Here is a 20,910-nt window from a genome sequence, read left to right as displayed (position 1 = left end):
GCGCCTTGCTCATTCCTCGCCCTTCACATTGCCGCGCTTGATGACCTCGGCCCAGCGCGCCTTGTCCTGCACCAGGAAGTCGCGGAACTGCTCCGGCGTGCCTCCGACGGCCTGCGCGCCCAGGGACGCGAACTGCTGCCGCACCTGCGGACGGGCCAGCGCCTCGTTCACCGCCTTGTTGAGCTTGTCGACGATGGCGCGCGGCGTGGCGGGCGGCACCAGCAGTCCGACCCAGGGCGCGCCCTCGTCGAAGTCGTGATAGCCCAGGGACTCCATGGTGGGCACGCCGGGAAAGTCCGGCAGCGGCTCCTTGGTGCCCACGCCCAGCACGCGCAGCTGCTTCTGCTGCACGTAGTTGGCGATGCCGACGCTGGGGTAGAACATGAAGGAGATGCGCCCCGCCAGCATTTCCTGCAAGGCCGGCCCATTGCCCTTGAAGGGCACATGCACCATGGTCAGGTTGTCCGAGGTCGCCAGCATCTCGCCGGCCAGGTGGGCCGACCCGCCCACGCCCGACGAACCATAGGTCAGCTTGCCCGGATGCGCCTTGGCGTCGGCGACCAGGCTCTTGGCGTCCTTGTACGGCGAGTTGTAGCTGGTCACCAGGACCATGGGCAGCTTGCAGATATTGCTGACCGGCGTCAGGTCCTTGACCGGGTCGTAGTTGTAGCGGCCGGGGTAGAGCAGCGGATTGACGCTCCAGGTCAAGGAAGTGACCAGCACCTTGTAGCCGTCCGGCTCCGAGCGCATCACGTCGGACGCGGCGATGGACGCGCTGGCGCCCGGCTTGTTCTCCACGACGATGGACGTCTTGAGGATATCGCCCATCTCCTTGGCCAGGATGCGGGCCAGGACGTCGGTCGGACCGCCGGCGGCGTAGCCGATCTCCATGCGGATGGGGCGCGAGGGATAGTCGTCGGCGCGGGCCGTTCCGCCCAGCATGCAAGCGGCCAGCGCGGCCGCGGCCATGACGGCCAGGGGTTTATGGATGCTCATGCGTGTCTCCTCGTATCGGCGATGCGCGTTCGTGCGCGCATCGATGTCGTGCATCAAAAAAGTTGACGCGGTCGCGGCCGCGCCGTATCCGGTCCTGCGGCGCCGGGCGGCGCGGGGCGGGCGCGCTACTCGTACATCTCGGGGAAATACTTGTTCGCCATGACCTGGCAGCGCTTGATCAGCCGCGGCTCGTCCGGCCGGTAATCGGCCACCGCGTTGTGGATCGTTCCCATGTTGTCCCACATCAACACGTCGCCTTCGGTCCAGTTGTGGCGATGCCGGTATTTCTCCTGCAACTGGTGGCGGAACAGGAAATCCAGCACCTCGGCGCTGCGCGCCTCCGGTAGTTCGTTGATGCGCATCGAGTAGCCGGGATTCGCGTACAGCACCTTGCGCCCGGTGATCGGATGGGTCAGGAAGACCGGATGGGAAACCGGGGGCTTGCGGCGGCGCTGCTCCTCGGTCAGGGGCGGCCGCGTGCTGCCTTTTTCGCGCCGCATCATTTCCCAGAACTTGTTGAAGTCGTGGGTGATGGTCATGCCGTCGAGTTCGCGCTTGAGGTCTTCCGGCAGGCCTTCATAGGCCGCGTGCATATTGCAGAACTCGGTATTGCCCAGCGACTTGCCGTCGCGCACGGGAATGCGGATGCCGAACAGCACATTGGCGAAGGCGATGGTGCGGCTGTAGGACATGTCCGTATGCCAGTCCTGGCCGGCGTCGCTCAGGCCGATCGGCTTGCCGTTTTCCACGATGTTCGAAAGTATCATCACCTCCGGCAGATCGGGCTCGTGGTACATGTTGGCGACGTTGACCTCCAGCTTGCCGAAGTTCTCCGAAAAGCGCTTGAGCTGCGCGGCGCTCAAATGCTGCCGCGGGAAGCTGACGACGCCGTGGCGGCCCAGTGCCGCCTCGATGGCGCGGTAGTCGGCCTCGGCCAGCGGCCGGGCCAGGTCGATGCCCTCGATGCGTGCGCCCAGCGGCGTGCCCAGGGGGATGATGTCCATGTTGTCTCCTTCCAGGAATGATTCAGAATGCGGCGCGCAGGATGGCCAGCACATCGGCCGGGTCGCTGATGGGACGGGGGTTCAGTGCCAGGCCCCGCTCCGTCATGACGTGCGCGGCCAGGGCCGGCAGGTCGTCCGCCGGAATGCCCAGGTCGCGCAGGCGCCCGGGCAATGCGTGGCGGTGTTGCAAGGCTTGCAGCCAGTCGCGCAGCGACGCATGCGGCGCCGCGCCGGGGGCGTTTTCCACGGCGTCGGCGGGGCCTATGACCCCTATGGCCCCTATGACCCCTACGGCTCCTATGGCCGCCTCCGCCACCGCTGCCCCCGCGGCCCCATTCACCGCCGCCAGCGCGGGCGCCAGCCGTGCGGCCACGACGGGGTCCGCTTCGTTGTAGGCAATGGCATGCGGCAACACCACGCTATTGACCGCGCCATGTCCCAGCCGGTAGCGCGTGGCCACCACATGGCAGATGGCGTGGTGCAGGCAGCTACGCGCCATGGCCAGCACCATGCCGCCCAGGTGCGCGGCGGCAAGGACGGCGCGGCGCCGGCGCGCGGCATCGGCGGCATCGGCGGCATCCGTCGCGGACAGCGCCTGCTGGAACAGGCCCAGGGCCTGCACGGCCAACGCATCCGACACGGGAGAACGACCCTTCGAATACAAACCTTCCAGGCAATGCGCGATGCCGTTCATCGCGCTCTGGCGCAGCAGGGCCGGCGCGATATCCTCGGCCAGCAGGGGATCGATGAGCAGCGTGGACGCCGACACCCGCCGGTTCCAGAACATCAACTTGTTGCCGTGGCCATCGGCCACCCCGAAGGAACAGGTCGCCTCGGCGCCGGAAGCCGTCGTAGGCAGGGCCAGGACAGGCAGTTGCGGCCGCACGCGGCGCGGGATATGCACGCCGCGCGTCGGCTCGTAACGGGTCACGTGGTCGGCCAGCTCGCCGCCTTCGGCCAGCAGCAGCACCAGTGCCTTGGCGCTGTCGGCCACGCTGCCGCCGCCTATCGCCACCACGCAGTCAGCGCCGAAGTCGCGCGCCCGTGCCGCCAGCCCGGTCACCAGGTCCACGTTGGAGTGCGGCGGCACGCCGCCCAGCTCCAGGTGCGCCAGGTCGCGCCACTGCGCGGCCAGCGCCTCGTAGCGTGGCGTCGCGGCGATGCGGTCCTGGGTCAGGATCAGCGGCCGCCGGCAGTCCAGGGCGTCGAGCTCGGCACGCAGCCCGGCGGCCACGCCGTCGCCGAAGCGCACATGGGTGCCGAACAGGTGGTAGTCGAAGGTAAGGTCGTCGGGTCGCGGGCCGCTCATCTTCTCTCACGCGGTCTTGTCGAAGAAGAAACAGTGTATGCAGCGCGCGGAATCGGCGACACTAGCGGAAAACGAAATGATTTTTTCCAATCTGGAAAAACTAATCTCGACCCGGAGACAGCGTGAACCTGATCGACTGCCTGGACGTTTTCGTCGAGGTCGGCAAGAGCCTGAACTTCTCGAAGGCGGCCGAAAGCCTGGGCGTGAGCAACTCGTCCGTGACGAAGAAAATCGCCTGGCTGGAGGCGCATTTCGAGGTCCAGCTGCTCAACCGCAATACCAAGCATGTCAGTCTCACCGAAAGCGGCCGCCTGCTGCTGGAGAACGCGGACATGCTGGCGCAAAGCGTGCGCGGCCTGAAGGAACTGGTCCAGGGTCCCGTACGCACCGCCAGCGGGCGGATCCGGCTGGGCACTCCGCCTTTCTTCGGCGCCGTGCACCTGGTGCCGGCCATCGAGGACTTCCTGCGCCGCTACCCGTCCATCAAGGTATCGCTGCTGCTGGACGACGGCCGCAGCGACCTGATCGCCGAGAACCTGGACCTGTCGGTGCGCATCGCCCCTCGCCTGAAGGACACCAACCAGATCGCCTATCGCATCACCGTGGTCCCGCAAGTGCTGGTGGCGACCCCGGCCTATCTCCAGGCCCATGGCGAACCGCGCACGCCGCGCGACCTCGAACGGCACAACTGCCTGGTGCACAACCTGAAGGCGCCCACCAGCCAGTGGACATTCACGGACGGCCAGCGCGCCGTCCACGTCGTGCGCGTCAACGGCAGCTTCAGCTCCAACCTGGGCGAATCGATACAGAACCTGGTCAAGCTGGACCACGGCATTTCCATGCATCCCCGGTACATGGTGGAGAACGACATCGCCGACGGCACGCTGAGCATCGTCCTGCCGGGATACGAACCGGAGGGGCTGGACATCTACGCCATCGTGCAGACGCGGCGCAACCTGCCGAACAAGGTGCGGCTGTTCGTCGAGCACTTGCGGGCCTGGTTCCGCGATGCCGACTGGAAGCGGTGACGGCTTCGAGCGTGGGCTTCCGCCGCGTCCGGCCGACGCGCTACGCTGGCGCCCCTGCCCACCGCCACCCCTCTGAGCCCGTCCTGTTACGCCATGATCATGTCCAGCTCGCGCGCCGCGCGCTGCAGATGTCCCAGGCAGTCCCGCACGATGCGCGAAGGCCGCCGACTGGTAGGCAGCAGTAGCAGGGTGCGAAAGTGCACGGCCGGCGCGAAGGGACGCAAGACCAGCCCCTGCGGCACGAAGCCGCGCGCGGTCAGCGGATTGACCAGGCCGCAGCCCAGTCCCGCCAGCGCCATCGCGCACACCGTGACGGAAAAAGGGGTTTCCAGCACCAGCCGCGGCTGGACCCCTTGCGCTCGCAGGATCTCGTCGGCCTCGCGTCGCGTGGTGTCCTCCGGCGCCAAGGCGATGAAGGGAACGCCGTGCAGGTCCTTGGGCCGAACTTCCCGCCTGGCCGCCAGCGGATGCCCCGGCGGCAGCGCCAGCATCGCCCGCATCTTGCCGAAAGGCTTGGCGTCCACCGCCGTCGCATCGATCTCGTCGGCCGCCAGGCCCAGGTCGAACTGGCCCGTCGCCATCAGCTCGCGGACCTCGGACGACATGCGTGCCTGGTAGGTGATCGCCACATCCGGATGCTGCAGCTGGAAGCCGCGCAGGGCCATCGGCAGCAAGGTGGTGCTCAAGGCGGACAACGACGCGATGCGCAGTTCGCCGGTGCCGAAGTCACGAATGCGCGCGGCGGCATTGCGCAGCTGGACCATGCCGATGAAGGACTGCGCCACTTCGCGAAACAGCAGCTGCCCCTCCGGCGTCGGCACCATGCGCCCCTTGATGCGGTCGAACAGCGCGAACCCCACCGAGCGCTCCAGCTCCTGTATCGCCTTGCTCACGGCCGGCTGTGAAATGCGCAGCACCTCCGCCGCGCGCGAGGCGGTCTGGTTGAGCATGACGGCGTTGAAGACTTCGATCTGTCGCTGGTTCATTTTTTCCTATAACCTGCACGAATAGCCTGGCCTTTTTTTAATATTAGACGGAATAAACATCGGGTGCTGTAATCCTCTCCATCCCGCCTCACACGGCCTCCTTGGGTAGCCTCATGAACGAATGGACGCGGTGCGTCGTCACCCCCGAAGTCAGCCACGAAGGTTTCGCGAGCCTGGCCGTGCCCGTCTACCGCGCCTCGACCATCCCCTTCGCCGATGCCCAGGCCTACGCCACCCGGCGCGAGCGCGGCGAGGAAGGCTACAGCTACGGGCTGTACGGCACGCCCACGTCGCGGACGCTGGAGCGGAAGATCACCGACCTGCACGGCGGCGTGCGCACGCTGCTGGCGCCTTCCGGCCAGGCCGCCATCGCGCTGGCCATGCTGCACCTGCTGGAACAAGGGGACCACGTGCTGATTCCCGACACCGTCTATCCGCCGGTGCGCGATTTCGCCGACCAGGATCTCGGGCGACTGGGCATCGCGGCCCGCTACTACGACCCCACCGACCTCGACGCCCTGGCGGCGATGATCGACGACCGCACGCGCCTGGTCTGGGCGGAATCGCCCGGCTCGACCACGATGGAAGTGCAGGACCTGTCCGCCATCGCCGACCTGGCGCACCGGCGCGGCGCGCTGGTCGGCTGCGACAACACGTGGGCCTCCCCGCTGTACTTCAAGCCGCTGCGCCATGGCGCGGACATCGTCGTCGAGGCGCTGACCAAGTTCTTCGGGGGCCACTCGGACGTGCTGATGGGGTCCCTGACCGTCAAGGATCCGGCCATTGCCACGCGCATCCGAGCCGGCCTGGGCCGCATGGGCGTAGGCGTGTCGCCCGACGATTGCTCGCTGGTGCTGCGCGGCATGGAGACCATGGCGCTGCGCATGGACCACAGCGCGCGGGTGGCCCGCGCGCTGGTCGAACGCCTGCAAGGCCACGCCCTGGTACACCGCATCCTTTATCCGGCGCTGCCCGGCTCGCCCGGCCATGACCTTTGGAAGCGCGACTTCAGCGGCGCCAGCGGCGTCTTCAGCGTGGTCTTCACGGCGGCGGCCGCGCCGCATGTGGGCCCCGCCCTGGACGTGTTGAAGACCTTCGCCATCGGGGCTTCCTGGGGCGGCACGCGCAGCCTGGCCGCGCCCATGCCGGTGCGCGCCGTGCGCAGCGTGCGCGCGTGGACCGACCCGGACACCGTGCTGCGCCTGAGCGTGGGCCTGGAGGACGAGGACGACCTGGCCGCCGATATCGACCTCCTCCTCGACTATCTGGAACGACACTGCCCGTCCGGCGGCAGTGCCTGAACGGCGCACGAGCGCCACGCCATCGCGCCGGAACATCAAGGGGAAATCCATGCATGAATCATCGCCAGCCTTCCGCCGATTCCATCGCGCCGCCTCCGCGCTCGCACTGGCCTGCGCGTCACTGGCCGGCGCCACGGCGCAGGCCGCTAGCGCCCAGGAAGCCCTGGCGCGGAAAGGTAGCGTGACCATAGGCATCCACAACCGCGCGCCCTGGGGCTACCGCGACGACCAGGGAGAAGCCGTGGGCTTCCATCCCGACCTGGTGCGGGCCGCGCTGGCGCCGCTGGGCGTGAAGAAAATCGAATTCGTGGTCAGCGAGTTCGGCGCCCTGATCCCGGGCATGATGGCCAAGCGCACCGACATGATCGCGTCCGGCATCGCCATCACGCCGCAACGCTGCAAGGCCGTGATCTTCAGCGAGCCCGACCTGGCGGTGGGCGACAGCCTCATCGTCGCCACCGGCAACCCCTACAAGATCCACGGCTACGCCGACATCAAGGCCAATCCCAAGATACGCCTGGGCGGCGGCCGCGGCACCCTGAATACCAGGAACGCCATCGACGCCGGCGTGCCGCAGGACCAGATCACCCAGTTCCAGGATACCGAGGCGCTGGTCTCGGCGGTCATCGCCGGACGTATCGACGCCGCGACGCTGTCCGCGCCCAGCGTGGTGTCGGTGCTGCAGGACCCCAAGGTCAAGGGCGTGGAACGCGCCCTGCCGTTCACGGGCCTCGTCCGCAACGGCGTGCCTGCGGCCATGTACACGGCCATCGCCTTCCGCCCCGAGGACACCGCCCTGCGCGACCTGTATAACCAGCGCCTGGCCCAGCTCAAGGCCGACGGCACGGTGCGCAAGATCATGGGGAAGTACGGCTTCACTGACGACGATGTCGCGCCGCCGGCCGTGACCACCGCGGCCGTCTGCGACGGCAAGTACTGAGCACGGCGCCCGGCGGGAGAGGCTGCCATGGACTTCCTGGCGACATTGGGGGCGATTTTCGAGGGCTTGTGCATCACCGCCCTCGTCACCGCCTACGGCATGCTGTACGCGGTTCCCTTCGCGGTGGCGTTCGGCGTGCTGCAGTACTTCACGCGCGGGACCGCGCACGCGGTGGTCACCGCCATCATCGAGTTCTGGCGCAGTTCGCCGGTCATCATCCTCCTGTTCATGCTGTATTACACGCTGCCCGATTTCGGCATCGTGCTGTCCAGCGTGGCGGTGGGCGCGATGGCGCTGGGCCTGAACATCGGCGGCTATGGCAGCCAGGCCGTGCGCGCCGCCTTGCAGGCGCTGGACCGCGGCCAGGTCGAGGCCGGCCGCGCGCTGGGCATGACGCGCCTGCAGATCCTCGTGGCCATTGAGCTGCCGCAAGCGTTCGCGGCCATGATGCCGACCTTCGTCAACCAGTTCATCCAGCTGGTCAAGGGCACCGCCCTCGTTTCCCTGATCGCCTTGACCGACATGACGTTCCGGGCCAAGCAGATCTCGCAGCTGGAATACGCGCCCGCGCGCATCTACACGGCGCTGCTGGTGGCCTACTTCGTCGTGTGCTATCCGGCCACCATCCTCGGCCGCTGGCTGGAACGCCGCGTCAGCGCCGGGCAAAGGGGGAATCGTGAATTTTGACGTGTCCTTCGCGCTGTCGGTGATGCCCACCATCCTGCGAGGGCTGTGGACCACCATCTGGGTGGCGGCCGCCGCCAGCCTGGGATCGGCCCTGCTCGGCTTCACGCTGGAAATGCTGCGCCGGTCCAATCGCTGGCTGGGCTACGTCATGCGCTTCGTCATCGATTTCATCCGCTCCACGCCGGTCCTGGTGCAACTGTATTTCCTCTATTTCGTCCTGCCGCAGTACGGCGTCACCCTGCCGGCGCTGGTGGTCGGCGTCCTGGGCCTGAGCGTGTACTACAGCGGATACCTGGCGGAAGTCTTCAAGGGCGGCATCGAGGCCATTCCCGCCGGCCAGTTCGCCGCCGCCAAGGCCCTGGGCCTGGGCCGGCTGGACGCCATGCTCTACGTGATCGCGCCGCAGATGCTGCGCAACGTCGCCGCGCCCATGGCCAACTACTTCGTGTCGGCCTTGAAGGCCACGCCCTACCTGGCCGTGATCTCCGTGCCCGAAATGCTGGGCCTGGCGCTGGAGGTCGGTTCCGACACCTTCCGCTATCCCGAGCCCATGGTCTCGGTAGGCATCATCTTCCTGGTTCTCGCGGTGGCCATCGCCCAGGCGGTACGCGTGCTGGAGAACCGGCTGCTGGCGCCGGCGCGCCGCTGAAATGCCAGGCGCGGACGCCCGCGCCGCCACGCACCCATCTATCCGGCCGCGCCATGCGCGGACCGACAAGGAGAATGTCATGTCATCAGCCAGCCGAGTCTGGACCGCCATCGATTTCAACGCCGACGGCAAGCAAGCCGACTATATGCGGGTGCCCTATTCCTCGGACAAGTCCGCCTACGGATGGATACCCGTGCCCTTGGTGTGCGTGCGTAACGGCGACGGGCCGACGGTATTGCTGACGGCCGGCAACCATGGCGACGAGTACGAGGGCCAGGTTGCCCTGCTGCGCCTGGCACGCGAACTGGATGCGTCCGCCGTGCGCGGCCGCATCCTCATCGCGCCGGCCTTGAACTTCCCGGCGGTCGCGGCGGGCAGGCGCACCTCGCCCATCGATGACGGCAATCTCAACCGGCTCTTCCCTGGCGATGCCAACGGCGCCCCCACGGCGATGATCGCGCACTACGTGCAGACGGTGCTGTTCCCCTTGAGCGACCTGGTGATCGACCTGCACTCGGGCGGCAAGTCGCTGGAGTACACGCCCTGCGCGCTGGCGCGCCACGGCCGCGACGCGGCCGCCCAGGCGGAGATCCTGGAGCTGCTGGAAGTCTTCGGCGCGCCGCTCAGCATACAGACCACCGGCGAAGGCGGCGGCGCGTCGACCACGCTGTACGCGGCCGCGACCCAGCTGGGCATTCCGGCCTTGACGACCGAACTGGGCGGCGGCGGCACGTTGATACCGCTAGGCCTGCGCGTCGCCGAACAAGGCGTGCGGCGCGTGCTCAAGCACTATGGGTATGTGCCGGGCCTGGACGTGGAGCCCGCGCCGCCGCTGCGCGTCAAGCAATCGCAAGGCCGCGGCCATTTCCTCTACGCGCCGGAGGAGGGCCTGTTCGAGCCGCTCGTCGCGGTGGGCAGCGAGGTACAGGCCGGCCAGTTGGCCGGGTATCTCCATCCGCATCACACGCCACTGCGCGAGCCCGTCACCCTGCGCTTTCCGGCCAGCGGCATCGTGTCCTGCCGCCGATTCCCGACCCTGACGGAACGGGGGGATTGCCTGTACAACCTGGTGGCTTGAGGAGGCTCGCCTCAGAAGCGCCAGGTCAGGTTCACACTGGCCGTATGGTCGCGCGCGCCGCCGCCGAACTGGCCGGCATAGTCCACCCTGACCGCGGTGGACTTTCCGACCCGGACCTGGAACCCCGTTTCCACCAGCACGCTATCGCGCGCCACGGGCGCCCCGGTGACGGTAAAGCTGTCGCCCGCGTCGAAGGACAGGGAGGCCCGTGTCCGCAGGTTTCCCGCGTTGCGGCGCCACGCCAGCGCACCCGTCGCCAGCGCTTCATGGCGGCCCAGCTTCAGCGCCTGCGCGCCCCGCACGCCCACCGTCGCCGTCGTGGTATCGCCGCGTTGACGGCGTCCGGACAACGCCGCGCTACCGCCGCGCTCCGTGAAGGCGCGGCGGCGGTAGTCGGAATAGGACAGGCCCGCGTAGGGCTGCACGGTCAGTTCGGGCGTCACCGGAGTGTCGTAGCCCAGCTCCGAGAACAACTGCACCGTGTTGGCGGCGTAGTCGCCGCGCAGCTGCTGGTCCAGGCCGCCGCCGGACACCCGGCGCCTGGTCCGCACGTCGTGCCAGGTGTAGGCGCCGCCCAGCGCCAGATGGATGGCGCCCGGTCCCGCGGGGATGGCCTTGCCGCCGTAGACGATCGCGCTGTAGCTGGCCATCGTGGCCGAGGAGCGCAGGCTGGGAACGCTCAGGCGGCTATCCATGTAGCCCAACGCGCCGCCCATGCGCCAGCCGTCGCCGACCGCCGCATCGGCCCCCATGAAGACGCCCGCGCTGTTCTGGCGCCCTTTCGCGCTGTGTGCGCGGCCGCCCAGGTTTTGCCAATTTCCGACGATTTGCGCCCAGACCGGACGCTTCGCCGTGGATGGCAAGACGTCCGCCAAGGGCTCCGCATCGCCCAGGCCCGCGTCGGCGGTGTAGGCGCCCGGTTCGGGACGGCCATGCACGCTTGCGCGCAGCCGTGCCAGGGGCAGCTCCCGTTGCGTGTCGATGGAAGCGCGCATGCCTGCTTCCACCGTGGGGTGCAGTTCGCCGGAGACCGTATTGGTGAAGGACGCCAGGGCGCTCGGGTCCATCGCAAGTAGGTCAAGCGCGGCCTGCCGGACCGGATGCGAGGCGGGCAAGGCGTCCACGGCAGCGGCCGTGGACTTCTGGTTGGGGGTGGTGAGGAAGTCGGCAAGCTTGGGAGCGGGCGGGGTTTCCTCGAAGGAGGCCTCCGCCTGGATGGGGAGAGGGACGTCTTCCACGATCGCGGCGGCGGTGGCGCCCGCTTCGGCGATCGAATGCGGGTCGGCGTCCGCTTCCGGATCGCTTGTTTTCGGATCGCTTGTTTTCGGATCGCTTGTTTTCGGATTGGCTGTTTTCGGATCGGCTGCTTGCGGATCGGCTGCTTGCGGATCGGCTGCTCGTGGATCGGCTGCTCGTGGATCGGTTGTTTGCGGATTGGTTGTTTCTGGATTGCTTCCTTGTGGAATGCTTCCCTTTGGATTGCTTTCTTGTGGATCGCTTGCTTTCGGATCCGCAGTCTCTTGACGGGTAGCGCGTGGACCCTTCGCCTCTGTATCGGCTTGCGCCGGATGGTCGGCTGGCGCGGCGGCCGGAGCCGGACCGGCTGCCGGGGGATCGACCGCCATTGGACCCGTTGCGGCCGGCCGGCCCGCCATCGGACCATCAACCGCCGGGTTGACCGCAACGCCACCCCCCTCCTCCACGCGGACCGGCTCCGTTCCACCGCCCTCGATAGTCTCGCCCTCGAACACGCTCGTATCCGCCGATGCATCCTCCGCATCGTGGACGAGAACGGGGCCCGTCTTATCGTCGTTGAAGCCTGTGCTCCTGGGAACGTGGACGACAAGTACCGGCTCCGGGGCTGCATCGCCGCCCGGGCGTGTCGGCGGCGTCACCACATAGCGCCCTTTCGGCAAATCGTTCGCCCCGATCACCTCCTCGAACAGGATGTGCGGCGGATGCTGGGCGACATCCAGGCTTTGCATGGGAGGCCGCGGGTCCAGCCCGGGCTGGCCGGCTTTCTCTTTGTAGATGTAGTGAAACGTCGGCGCGGCACGCACAGTCGTCGTCACGCCCAGCTTCCTCTCGTTCTCCGGGGACTGGTAAGACACCAGCACCGGAGTGTATTCCCGCACGGCGTCGTCGACACCGGCGTGCCATTGCACGGTTTTGATTCCTACCCCGCCCTGCTGGTCAGCCGCGAATGCGCCGGTCCCAAGTTCGAATATCTCTCCCGGGCGCGGCACCGACGCCACGCCATCCCGCGGCTGCAGGACCAGGAGCGTCCGATTTCCGGTCGCGCTGTTGGCATGTATCGTCTGCCCCCTGTTCTTGTCCACGATCATTTCCAAGGCGTTATTGGTTCCCATGTCCAGGTGGCCAAGCTCGTGACGTCCTTCGTCCTGCAATTCAAGGCGTCCGTACTTGCCCAGAAAGGTCACGCTCTTGGGGGGCTTTGCGCGATTGCTCAATAGGAAGGCCCCGCCGCGGCCCCCCATCTCAAAATTCAGGTCGCTGTGCCAAGGCGAGTTCCACGTGTAGGCATAGTCCGTCACCCTGAGCACCCCGTCCCGTGGCCGCCCGGAAGGATCGAGAGGGCCCCCTCGCTTCGATCGGGTTGACGCGGCATGGATTTCCAGGCTGCCCGCCCAGGCGTCATCGCCGCCGCCGAGGGCGGCCGTCCCGCCCATCGTGACCCCCAACGCCAATGCCATGCGCAGACGCCGTCTCGGCGGTCGCTGCATCGCTCGGCGTACCCGCAGTTCATGAAACGTCCCAGGTTGACGGGATCTTCGTAAAGCATATCTTCTAATGGACGACATCTTGACCACCTATTCCAATGCTCAATGAAATGAGCCAACTAGCGACTCAACCTTTACATTCGAGGCGATCAGTAACTCACTTGCCCAGATAGTTTCAGAAGACGGAAAATTGAATGCGACTTATCTAACTTTATTAACGCTCATGCTTAAACGCGTCGCGCCATCCCGTATCACACGGCTTGCCCGGCAACGCGGCAACCGCATCGCCTTATCGTCGAGAAAGACCGGCCCACATCCATCGGAGACATCATGATCAGACTGCGGCGCGCGCCCAATCTGTTGATAGCCCAGCATTGGATCAACCTGCTGGAGCAGGCCCGCATCCCGTGCGAGCTGCACAACCGGTACATGCAGGGCGCGATGGGCGACATTCCCGTCGATCAATGCGGGCCGGAGGTCTGGCTGGAACATGCGGCGGACCTGCCCGCCGCGACGGGCATCATCGACGGCGAGGCGTCGTTGGCCGGCAGTTCACCGGTGCGCTGGCGTTGCGGGTCCTGCCGCGAATGGCTGGAGCCGCAGTTCACAACTTGCTGGAACTGCGGATCATCGTTTAGCGATTTCCAGCGCTGAAGCGGGGGTTTCCTTGATCACCTGGCGCAAGGCGCCGGCAAAGCGCCTTGCCGTGGTCGATAACGGACTGTTCGCCGCGTGCAGCAGCTGGATCTTGTGCGACAGGACCGGGTCCGTGGGACGAAAGACAAAATCGCGCTGGAAGTCGGGGTGGTAGCCGAAGGACTCGACCAGCGCCACGCCCACGCCCTGCCGCACCAACGCCAATGCCTCGGGCGTCGCGCGGATTTCGATGTCGGGCCGCACAGGGCTCGTGCCCGAGTTCAGGAAACGCGCGGCCAGGCGGCCGAACGGGGTCTGCGCCTCGTACCCGATCAGCAAATGGCCATGCAGGTCGTCCGCGCGGATACGCGAGCGCGCGGCCAGCGGATGGCCGCGGGGAATCGCGCAGCCCAGCCAGCCCTCCCCGATTTCCTCGGCCACGATGTTGGTATTGGCGGGCGGCGACATGGACGCGATGCCGAAGTCCGCATGGCCCAGCAGGATGTGCGGCAACAGCATATCGAACGCCAGGGGCCGGTAGCGTATCGCCGTGCCGGGATGCTTCTCGCGGAAGCGCTGGATGGTGCGGGGAATCAGCCACTCGCTGAAGCTGGGGCTCGAGACCAGGCTCAGCGTCCCGGCCGCGCCCGACCCCAGGCCGGTAGCCAGGGCGTTGAAGCGGCTGACGCGATCGAAGACCTGTTCGGATTCCTCGAACAGCCGCCGCGCTTCCGGCGTCGGCCGCAGGCGGCCCTTGACCCGCTCGAACAGCGGATAGCGCAGGCGGTTTTCCGCCGACGCCAGGATGCGGCTGACAGCCGGCTGGGTGACGAACAGCATGCGGCCCGCCTCGCTCAGCGAACCGGTCAGCATGATCGCGTGGAAGACTTCGATCTGCCGCAGGCTGAGGGCGGCGCCCTGGGGATGCAGGCCGGTCATGGTTCAGGTAAGGACGGAAACAAGCTTGCGATTGTAGGCGGTGGCTGCAGGCGGTGGGCGAGCGGACGCCGCTGCGGTCCACGCAACAGCCACGCATGATGAATTGCCCAGGGCCTATAACAAAAAGCGCATCCGGGTTTCCCCCTGCCCTGTCGGGACAGTCAAAAATCCTTCTTTCTTATCAACGACTTGCCGCGCCCCGCAGCCATCGATGCTGCGCCGCACCAGGGTCTACCCTTGGATTTACACCCCCGGCGCGACGGCCCATGCTTCACCGCAACAACGCCACGAACACTCCGAGGAGCCGCCTGCCATGTCCCGCACCATCACCGTCGCCGCCGCCCAGCTCGGCCCCATACAGAAATCGGAAGGCCGCGAGGTCGCCGTGGGCCGCATGCTGCGCCTGCTGGAGCGGGCCCATCAACGCGGCGCCGAGGTGGTGGTGTTTCCGGAGCTGGCCCTGACCACGTTCTTTCCGCGCTGGTACACGGAGAACCTGGACGACGCCGATCACTGGTACGAGCAGACCCTGCCGTCCGCGCAGACCCAGCCGCTGTTCGACGCCATCCGCCGCTATGGCCTGACCATCTACCTCGGCTATGCGGAGGTCACCCACGAGGCCGACGAGCAAGGCATCCCGCGCAAGCGCCGCTTCAACACGTCCGTGATCATTGCGCCGAACGGCGAGGTCATCCTGAAGTATCGCAAGGTCCACCTGCCCGGCCACGCGGAATTCGCCGCCCACCGCAAGGTGCAGCACCTCGAAAAACGCTACTTCGAAGTCGGCAACCTGGGCTTCCCGGTGGTACGCGCCCCGATCGGCCGGTCCGGGCTGGAAGTGAACGTGGGCATGCTGATCTGCAACGACCGCCGCTGGCCGGAAGCCTGGCGCGTGCTGGGCCTGCAGCAGGTCGAACTGGTCATGCTGGGCTACAACACGCCCGCGATGAACCAGGATAACCGCGGCTTCGAAGCGCATCACTTGCGGGTGGCGCACTCGCAGCTGTCGATCCAGGCCGGCTGCTACCAGAACGCCTGTTTCGGCGTGGCGGTGGCCAAGGCCGGCACGGAGGACGGCTTCGAACTGTTCGGCCACTCCATCATCGTCAACCCGCAAGGCGAGATCATCGCCATGGCGACCTCGTGGGACGACGAGCTGATCGTGGCCGACTGCAATCTGGACATGTGCGAGCTGGGACGCACCACCATCTTCAATTTCGAAAAGCATCGCCGGCCCGAAGCCTATGGCCGGATCACGCAACAGACCGGCAGCGTGGCGCCTCCGGTGTGGACCCCTACGCAGCCCTGACATCCAACATGAACCTGACGCCCCTCCCCGCCACCATCGAGCATGAAATGCTGGGCACCCTGCGCGTGCCCGGCTACGAAGATGTGCTGGCCGCCGCCGACCGTATCGCGCCCTATGTGCGCCGCACCGCGCTCCTGCGCTCGCCCACGCTCGATGACCTGGCGGGCGCGCCCGTCTGGCTGAAACTGGAAAACCTGCAGGTCACCGGATCGTTCAAGGCGCGCGGCGCCTTCAACGCCTTGCTCAATCTGCCGCCGTCCGTGCGCGCGCGCGGCGTCGTGGCTTACTCGACGGGCAATCACGGCCAGGCCGTCGCCTGGGCCGCGCGCACGCTGGACATTCCCGCGACCATCGTCATGCCGGCGGACGCCCCGGCCAACAAGGTGGACAAGGCGCGCCGCCATGGCGCCCAGGTCGTGCAATACGACCGCCAACGCGAGAGCCGCGAGACGATAGGCATGCGCCTGCTGGCGGAAACCGGCGCCACGCTGGTGCCGCCGGGCGACCACCCCGATGTGCTGGCCGCGCAGGGCACGCTGGCGCTGGAAGCCTTGCGCGACCTGCCGCCCGCTGCCCTGGAAAACCTGGGCCTGTTCGCCACGCCCTGCGGCGGCGGCGGCATGGCGGCCGGGTGCGCGCTGGCGCTGCAAGCCCTGGCGCCGCATGCCCGCCTGGTGGCGGCGGAGCCGGCCGGCTATGACGATACCGTGCGTTCGCTGGCCAGCGGCCAGCGCGTGTCGAATGTACCCGGGGCAACCACGCTGTGCGACGCCCTGATGGCCAGCATTCCGGCTGAACTTCCGTATGCGATCAATGGCCGTCGCCTGGATGGCGCGGTGGCCGTGACCGATGACGAAGTCTCGGCCGCCGTCCGCTTCGCCCTGGAGGAATTGCGCCTGGTGGTGGAACCCGGCGGGGCCGTGGCGCTGGCTGCCCTGCTGGCCGGGCATGTTTCCACCCAGGGCAAGGACGCTGTCGTCGTGCTGTCGGGCGGCAACATCGACCTGCCGCTGTTGGCGCGCATCGTGGCCACGGCATCTTAGTCGTAGCGCCGTAGTCGTAGCAGCGTAGTCGTAGCACCGTAGTGGCAGGGCCCAACAGCAGCACCGTAGTCGCAGCACTTATTCGCAACACCTATTCGCAACACCTCAGTCGTTTCAGGCGCGCCGCTCGCAGGGGGCGCGCCGCCAAAAAACTTCTATAACAGTCCAAGGAAGGAACCATCATGTCGTCTTCGTTCATGCGGCGCGCCGTGCGCCTGTTCACCGCCGGCTGCGTCGTGGCCTCGGCCGCGGCGCCCCTGGCCGCGCACGCCGAGTATCCCGACCGCCCCGTCACCATCGTCGTTCCCTTCAACACGGGCACCACGCCCGATATCGTGACCCGCCTGCTGGCGTCGGTCATCAGCAAGGACACCGGGGGCAATTTCGTCGTGCAGAACAAGGTGGGCGCGTCCGGGATCATCGGCACGCAGTACGTCGCCAACCAGCCGGCCGACGGCTATACGCTGGCCTTCGCCAACGTGGCGACGCTGGCGATCAATCAATCGCTGTATTCCAAACTGCCTTATGACGCCGACAAGCAGCTGGCGCCCGTCGCGTTGACCGGCTCGGTGCAGAACGTGCTGGCGGTACGGCCCAGCCTGGGCGTGAAGACGGTCGCCGACCTGATCGCGCTCGGCAAGAAGGAACCCGGCAAGCTGGTCTTCTCGTCCGGTGGCAACGGCACCACGGGCCACCTCAGCGCCGCGATGTTCGGCACCATGGCGGGCGTCAAGATGATGCACGTGCCCTACAAGGGTGGGGTCGAGGCCGACCTGGCGGTCCTGCGCGGCGAGGCCGACCTGGTGTTCGACAACATCTCCTCCATCGCGTCCTTCATGGACCAGGGCAAGGTCATCCCGCTGGCCGTGACCGGCGCCACGCGGGACCCGCTGCTGCCCAACCTGCCGACGCTGGACGAGCTGGGCCTGAAAGGCTACCGTGCCGTGGCCTGGACCGGCTATGTCGCCCCCGCGGGTACCGATCCCAAGATCCTCGATTGGCTGAACGCCGCCATGAACAAGGCGCTGGCCGAGCCGGAGGTGCAAGAGAAACTGAAGACGCTCGCCTACGTCCCGGCGATCAAGCCCCGCCAAGCCTTGTTCGACCTCGCCCACGAAGAGCGCCCGGTCTGGGCCAAGGTGATCAAGGACGCCGACGTCCACATCGATTGACGCCGTAATTCGGCCCCCCGGTTCCATGCCGCCCGCGCCGTCGCCGACAACAGGGGCCATCCGCGGCTCCCGTCGCGACGGCGCTTTTTTTCCGGACAACCATGCCCAGCACAGCCCACCCTCACAGCGCGGCCCGGTCACGCAGCGCAAACCGATCGCACTACGACATCGTCATCCGAGGCGGCATGCTCGTCGACGGGTCTGGCGGCCCGCGCCAGGTCGCCGACCTCGCCATCGAGGGCCAGCGCATCGCTGCCATCGGCGACCTCGCTGGCGCCAGCGCGGACCGGGTGATCGACGCCACCGGCAAGGTCGTGGCGCCCGGCTTCATCGATTCCCACACGCATGACGACCGCTACCTGATCGTGGACCCGGCAATGCCCGCCAAGCTCAGCCAGGGCGTCACCACCGTCGTCACCGGCAACTGCGGACTGAGCCAGGCGCCGTGGCTGCCCGGCAAGCGCAAGGAGGTGCCCGCGCCGATCAACCTGTTAAGCACCGACGCAGCCGATTTTCCTTTTGCGACCTTCCGCGCGTACCTGGAAAACCTGGAGCGCCACCCCGCCGCCGTCAATGCCGCCTGCCTGGTCGGCCATACCTCGCTGCGCGCGGCCGCCATGGACGATCTGGACCGGCCCGCCAACGATGCGGAAATCGCCCACATGCAGGCGCTCTTGCGCGAAGCCATGCAGGCGGGCGCCATCGGCCTGTCGACCGGCACGGCCTATCCCACCGCCATGCCGGCCACCACCGACGAGTTGATGGGCGTCGCCCAGGTGCTGCGTGAATACGGCGGCATCTATGCCAGCCACATCCGCGACGAAGCCGACCAGATCTTCGCGGCGCTGGACGAGGCCTTCGCGGTCGGCGCGGCGGGACAGGCGCCGGTACTGGTGTCCCACCACAAATTGATAGGGCCGGCCAACCATGGCCGCTCGGTGCAAACCCTGGCCCATATCGCCGAGGCCGCCGCGCGCCAGCCCGTGCGGCTGGACGCCTATCCCTATGTCGCGGGGTCGACCATCCTGCGCAAGGACCGCCTGGCCGTGTCCAGTCGGGTCATCGTCACCAAGTCGGCGCCGCTCCCGCAATACGCCGGCTGGGACCTGGACAAGATTGCCGCGGACCTGGGGGTGACGCCCGAGGAGGCGGTCGACGCCTTGCAGCCGGCGGGCGCCATCTACTTCATCATGGACGAGCGCGATGTCGAGCGCATCCTGGCCTACCCCGGCACGATGATCGGCTCCGATGGCATGCCGCACGATCCCGCGCCGCACCCGCGGCTATGGGGCACCTTCCCGCGCGTGCTGGGCCACTACTGCCGGGAGATGCGGCTATTCACGCTGGAAGAGGCCGTGCACAAGATGACCGGCATGACGGCGGGCTACTTCGGCCTGCCCGAACGCGGCCTGCTCAAGCCCGGCCACTACGCCGACATCGTGGTTTTCGATCCCGAGACCATCGCCGACACCGCCACCTGGTCGTCGCCGACGCGGCAGGCGCGGGGCATCGATTGCGTGCTGGTGAACGGGTCCATGGCCTGGCGCGATGGCGCGGGCACCGGTTCGCGCACGGGCGCCGTGCTGCGGCCGTCCAGGCACTGTGGAAGCGGTGGACGCGGCTGACGACCCGCATAAACGACGCTGGTAAACTTCCTGACCACCCGCTGACCGGCTCCGCGCAAGGTTGCAACTCAGTGCACCGTGCCGTGCCACGCCGGCGCAAGAAAAAGGAAGAACCGAGTGTCGACGATGAACTACGTCGCGGCCGCGCTGTTCGCGGTCGCGCTGCTTCACACTTTCTGCGCGCCGCTTTTTCTCAAGGCCGCCCATAAGAGCACGCGCCACAGCGGGCTGTTGCACCTGCTCGGCGAAGTGGAAGTGGTCTTCGGGTTCTGGGCCGCCATCCTGCTGATGGTCATGGCCCTCGTGGACAGCGGCGAAGGCGCCTTGAAGTATGCGGAGACACGCAACTATACGGAGCCGGTCTTCGTTTTCGTGGTGATGGTCATCGCCGCGTCGCTGCCCGTGCTGACGGCGGTGATGCGCTGCGTGGAAACCGCCGCTCGCCGGCTGCCGGTTCCCACCCCGGTCGCCAAGGCCTGGCTGTGCCTGAGCGTCGTGCCGCTGGCGGGTTCCCTGGTCACCGAACCCGCGGCCATGACCATCGCGGCGCTGATGCTGGCCCCGCAGGTCTTTCATCGCGAGATGCCGGAACGACTCAAATATATTGCGCTGGGCGTGTTGTTCGTCAACATCTCCATCGGCGGCACGCTGACCTCGTATGCCGCGCCGCCGGTGCTGATCGTGGCCCATACCTGGGGCTGGGACTCGGCCTTCATGCTGCAGCACTTCGGCTGGAAGGCGGCGCTCGCCGTGGCGGTCAACGGCACGCTGGCGACCTTGCTGCTGCGGCGCCACCTGCGCTCGACGGACACCCTGGGCGGCGCCGCCCCGGCCAGGCCGGTGTCCGCCACGGCCATCGCCGTGCACCTGGTCTTCCTGGTCCTGGTGGTGGTGATGGCGCACCACCCCATCATCTTCATGGGGCTGTTCCTGTTCTTCATCGGCTACACGCAGGCATACCAGAAAAGCCAGGACCGCCTCATCATCCGGGAAGCCTTGCTGGTCGGATTCTTCCTCGCCGGCCTGGTGGTGCTGGGCGGCATGCAGCAGTGGTGGCTGCAGCCCATCGTCAGCGCGCTGGAGCCCAAGGTGCTGTTCTTCAGCGCGGCGGCGCTGACGGCCATCACCGACAACGCCGCCCTGACCTACCTGGGATCGCTGATCCAGGGCATTTCCGACCAGGCCAAGTACATGCTGGTCGCGGGCGCCGTGGCCGGCGGCGGCCTCACCGTCATCGCCAACGCCCCCAACCCCGCCGGCGTCTCCCTGCTGCGCGGCAATTTCCGCGACGGCGCGGTCAGCGTGGGCGGCCTGTTCCTGGGCGCCCTCGTCCCCACCGCCATCGCCTGCGCCGCGCTGTTCCTGCTGTAGGCTGCCCGCGGCGACCGGCGGACGCCTGGCGGACGGTGGCGGACCGTGACGAGCCCGGCGTCGGCGCTCGCCATGGATGGCTGGATAGCTGGAGAG

The 20,910-nt window shown here is 67.5% G+C and carries 18 protein-coding genes; 12 read left to right on the top strand and 6 right to left on the bottom strand.

Going from position 1 to position 20,910, the window contains the following annotated elements; all coding sequences use genetic code 11:
- Positions 1–9: 9 nt before the first annotated feature.
- The 3 genes from C7R54_RS21055 to C7R54_RS21045 form a co-directional block, all read right to left on the bottom strand.
- The gene (locus tag C7R54_RS21055; protein WP_240039637.1) at positions 10–996 is read right to left on the bottom strand and encodes a Bug family tripartite tricarboxylate transporter substrate binding protein; all 987 of its coding nucleotides are present in this window, start codon (positions 994–996) and stop codon (positions 10–12) included.
- A gap of 125 nt (positions 997–1,121) precedes the next feature.
- A complete protein-coding gene (locus C7R54_RS21050; RefSeq protein ID WP_129152371.1) occupies positions 1,122–2,000 on the bottom strand; it encodes a TauD/TfdA dioxygenase family protein in 879 nt (292 codons plus the stop codon).
- Between the two features lie 22 nt (positions 2,001–2,022).
- Positions 2,023–3,309: an iron-containing alcohol dehydrogenase family protein gene (locus C7R54_RS21045; protein ID WP_129152370.1), complete on the bottom strand. Its 1,287-nt coding sequence runs from the start codon at positions 3,307–3,309 to the stop codon at positions 2,023–2,025.
- Between the two features lie 122 nt (positions 3,310–3,431).
- On the opposite strand from C7R54_RS21045, the gene C7R54_RS21040 reads away from it, so the two are divergent.
- Positions 3,432–4,337, top strand: coding sequence for a LysR family transcriptional regulator (locus C7R54_RS21040; RefSeq protein ID WP_129152369.1), 906 nt, complete (start codon positions 3,432–3,434; stop codon positions 4,335–4,337).
- Between the two features lie 86 nt (positions 4,338–4,423).
- Here C7R54_RS21040 and C7R54_RS21035 read toward each other — a convergent pair whose 3' ends face one another.
- Positions 4,424–5,323: a LysR substrate-binding domain-containing protein gene (locus tag C7R54_RS21035; protein ID WP_129152368.1), complete on the bottom strand. Its 900-nt coding sequence runs from the start codon at positions 5,321–5,323 to the stop codon at positions 4,424–4,426.
- 113 nt (positions 5,324–5,436) lie between these two features.
- On the opposite strand from C7R54_RS21035, the gene C7R54_RS21030 reads away from it, so the two are divergent.
- From C7R54_RS21030 to C7R54_RS21010, 5 genes are all read left to right on the top strand, one after another.
- A complete protein-coding gene (locus C7R54_RS21030; protein ID WP_129152367.1) occupies positions 5,437–6,624 on the top strand; it encodes a trans-sulfuration enzyme family protein in 1,188 nt (395 codons plus the stop codon).
- A gap of 49 nt (positions 6,625–6,673) precedes the next feature.
- The gene (gene ehuB / locus C7R54_RS21025; protein ID WP_129152366.1) at positions 6,674–7,564 is read left to right on the top strand and encodes an ectoine/hydroxyectoine ABC transporter substrate-binding protein EhuB; all 891 of its coding nucleotides are present in this window, start codon (positions 6,674–6,676) and stop codon (positions 7,562–7,564) included.
- A 27-nt stretch (positions 7,565–7,591) separates the two neighbouring features.
- Positions 7,592–8,251 (top strand): amino acid ABC transporter permease, encoded by a 660-nt coding sequence (locus tag C7R54_RS21020; RefSeq protein WP_129152365.1) that lies wholly within the window; start codon positions 7,592–7,594, stop codon positions 8,249–8,251.
- The gene (gene ehuD, locus C7R54_RS21015) at positions 8,241–8,900 is read left to right on the top strand and encodes an ectoine/hydroxyectoine ABC transporter permease subunit EhuD (protein ID WP_129152364.1); all 660 of its coding nucleotides are present in this window, start codon (positions 8,241–8,243) and stop codon (positions 8,898–8,900) included. The genes C7R54_RS21020 and ehuD overlap by 11 nt, the downstream gene beginning before the upstream one ends.
- Positions 8,901–8,979: 79 nt before the next feature.
- Complete coding sequence (locus C7R54_RS21010; protein ID WP_129152363.1) at positions 8,980–9,978, top strand: succinylglutamate desuccinylase/aspartoacylase family protein; 999 nt, start codon at positions 8,980–8,982, stop codon at positions 9,976–9,978.
- Between the two features lie 11 nt (positions 9,979–9,989).
- On the opposite strand, the gene C7R54_RS21005 is transcribed toward C7R54_RS21010, so the two are convergent.
- Positions 9,990–12,800, bottom strand: coding sequence for an autotransporter outer membrane beta-barrel domain-containing protein (locus C7R54_RS21005; protein ID WP_240039645.1), 2,811 nt, complete (start codon positions 12,798–12,800; stop codon positions 9,990–9,992).
- A 249-nt stretch (positions 12,801–13,049) separates the two neighbouring features.
- Between C7R54_RS21005 and C7R54_RS21000 the strand changes: the two genes are divergently transcribed.
- A complete protein-coding gene (locus tag C7R54_RS21000; RefSeq protein WP_129152361.1) occupies positions 13,050–13,373 on the top strand; it encodes a putative signal transducing protein in 324 nt (107 codons plus the stop codon).
- Here the strand turns inward: C7R54_RS21000 and C7R54_RS20995 are convergent.
- Positions 13,347–14,294 (bottom strand): LysR family transcriptional regulator, encoded by a 948-nt coding sequence (locus tag C7R54_RS20995; protein ID WP_129152360.1) that lies wholly within the window; start codon positions 14,292–14,294, stop codon positions 13,347–13,349. The genes C7R54_RS21000 and C7R54_RS20995 overlap by 27 nt on opposite strands.
- Before the next feature lie 313 nt (positions 14,295–14,607).
- Here C7R54_RS20995 and C7R54_RS20990 point away from each other — a divergent pair, with 313 nt between their 5' ends.
- The 5 genes from C7R54_RS20990 (at position 14,608) to C7R54_RS20970 (ending at position 20,814) form a co-directional block, all read left to right on the top strand.
- A complete protein-coding gene (locus C7R54_RS20990; RefSeq protein ID WP_129152359.1) occupies positions 14,608–15,603 on the top strand; it encodes an N-carbamoyl-D-amino-acid hydrolase in 996 nt (331 codons plus the stop codon).
- An 8-nt stretch (positions 15,604–15,611) separates the two neighbouring features.
- A complete protein-coding gene (locus tag C7R54_RS20985) occupies positions 15,612–16,646 on the top strand; it encodes a threonine ammonia-lyase (protein ID WP_240039636.1) in 1,035 nt (344 codons plus the stop codon).
- A 182-nt stretch (positions 16,647–16,828) separates the two neighbouring features.
- The gene (locus tag C7R54_RS20980) at positions 16,829–17,818 is read left to right on the top strand and encodes a Bug family tripartite tricarboxylate transporter substrate binding protein (protein ID WP_240039635.1); all 990 of its coding nucleotides are present in this window, start codon (positions 16,829–16,831) and stop codon (positions 17,816–17,818) included.
- 101 nt (positions 17,819–17,919) lie between these two features.
- Positions 17,920–19,443 (top strand): N-acyl-D-amino-acid deacylase family protein, encoded by a 1,524-nt coding sequence (locus C7R54_RS20975; protein ID WP_129152358.1) that lies wholly within the window; start codon positions 17,920–17,922, stop codon positions 19,441–19,443.
- Positions 19,444–19,569: 126 nt separating this feature from the next.
- Positions 19,570–20,814, top strand: coding sequence for a putative Na+/H+ antiporter (locus C7R54_RS20970; protein WP_129152357.1), 1,245 nt, complete (start codon positions 19,570–19,572; stop codon positions 20,812–20,814).
- Positions 20,815–20,910: the final 96 nt, after the last annotated feature.

Source organism: Achromobacter aloeverae, assembly GCF_004121055.1.
In the GTDB taxonomy this organism is placed as follows: Bacteria; Pseudomonadota; Gammaproteobacteria; order Burkholderiales; family Burkholderiaceae_B; genus Bordetella_C; species Bordetella_C aloeverae.
The sequence above is the reverse complement of the archived record's forward strand: the minus strand, read 5'-3'. Positions and strand labels throughout refer to the sequence as shown.

Coding starts and splice junctions, on each gene's coding strand:
- C7R54_RS21055 (WP_240039637.1), bottom strand. CDS start 996: ATGAGCATCCATAAACCCCTGGCCGTCATGGCCGCGGCCGCGCTGGCC.
- C7R54_RS21050 (WP_129152371.1), bottom strand. CDS start 2,000: ATGGACATCATCCCCCTGGGCACGCCGCTGGGCGCACGCATCGAGGGC.
- C7R54_RS21045 (WP_129152370.1), bottom strand. CDS start 3,309: ATGAGCGGCCCGCGACCCGACGACCTTACCTTCGACTACCACCTGTTC.
- C7R54_RS21035 (WP_129152368.1), bottom strand. CDS start 5,323: ATGAACCAGCGACAGATCGAAGTCTTCAACGCCGTCATGCTCAACCAG.
- C7R54_RS21030 (WP_129152367.1), top strand. CDS start 5,437: ATGAACGAATGGACGCGGTGCGTCGTCACCCCCGAAGTCAGCCACGAA.
- ehuB (WP_129152366.1), top strand. CDS start 6,674: ATGCATGAATCATCGCCAGCCTTCCGCCGATTCCATCGCGCCGCCTCC.
- C7R54_RS21020 (WP_129152365.1), top strand. CDS start 7,592: ATGGACTTCCTGGCGACATTGGGGGCGATTTTCGAGGGCTTGTGCATC.
- C7R54_RS21010 (WP_129152363.1), top strand. CDS start 8,980: ATGTCATCAGCCAGCCGAGTCTGGACCGCCATCGATTTCAACGCCGAC.
- C7R54_RS21005 (WP_240039645.1), bottom strand. CDS start 12,800: ATGTCGTCCATTAGAAGATATGCTTTACGAAGATCCCGTCAACCTGGG.
- C7R54_RS21000 (WP_129152361.1), top strand. CDS start 13,050: ATGATCAGACTGCGGCGCGCGCCCAATCTGTTGATAGCCCAGCATTGG.
- C7R54_RS20995 (WP_129152360.1), bottom strand. CDS start 14,294: ATGACCGGCCTGCATCCCCAGGGCGCCGCCCTCAGCCTGCGGCAGATC.
- C7R54_RS20990 (WP_129152359.1), top strand. CDS start 14,608: ATGTCCCGCACCATCACCGTCGCCGCCGCCCAGCTCGGCCCCATACAG.
- C7R54_RS20985 (WP_240039636.1), top strand. CDS start 15,612: ATGAACCTGACGCCCCTCCCCGCCACCATCGAGCATGAAATGCTGGGC.
- C7R54_RS20980 (WP_240039635.1), top strand. CDS start 16,829: ATGTCGTCTTCGTTCATGCGGCGCGCCGTGCGCCTGTTCACCGCCGGC.
- C7R54_RS20975 (WP_129152358.1), top strand. CDS start 17,920: ATGCCCAGCACAGCCCACCCTCACAGCGCGGCCCGGTCACGCAGCGCA.
- C7R54_RS20970 (WP_129152357.1), top strand. CDS start 19,570: ATGAACTACGTCGCGGCCGCGCTGTTCGCGGTCGCGCTGCTTCACACT.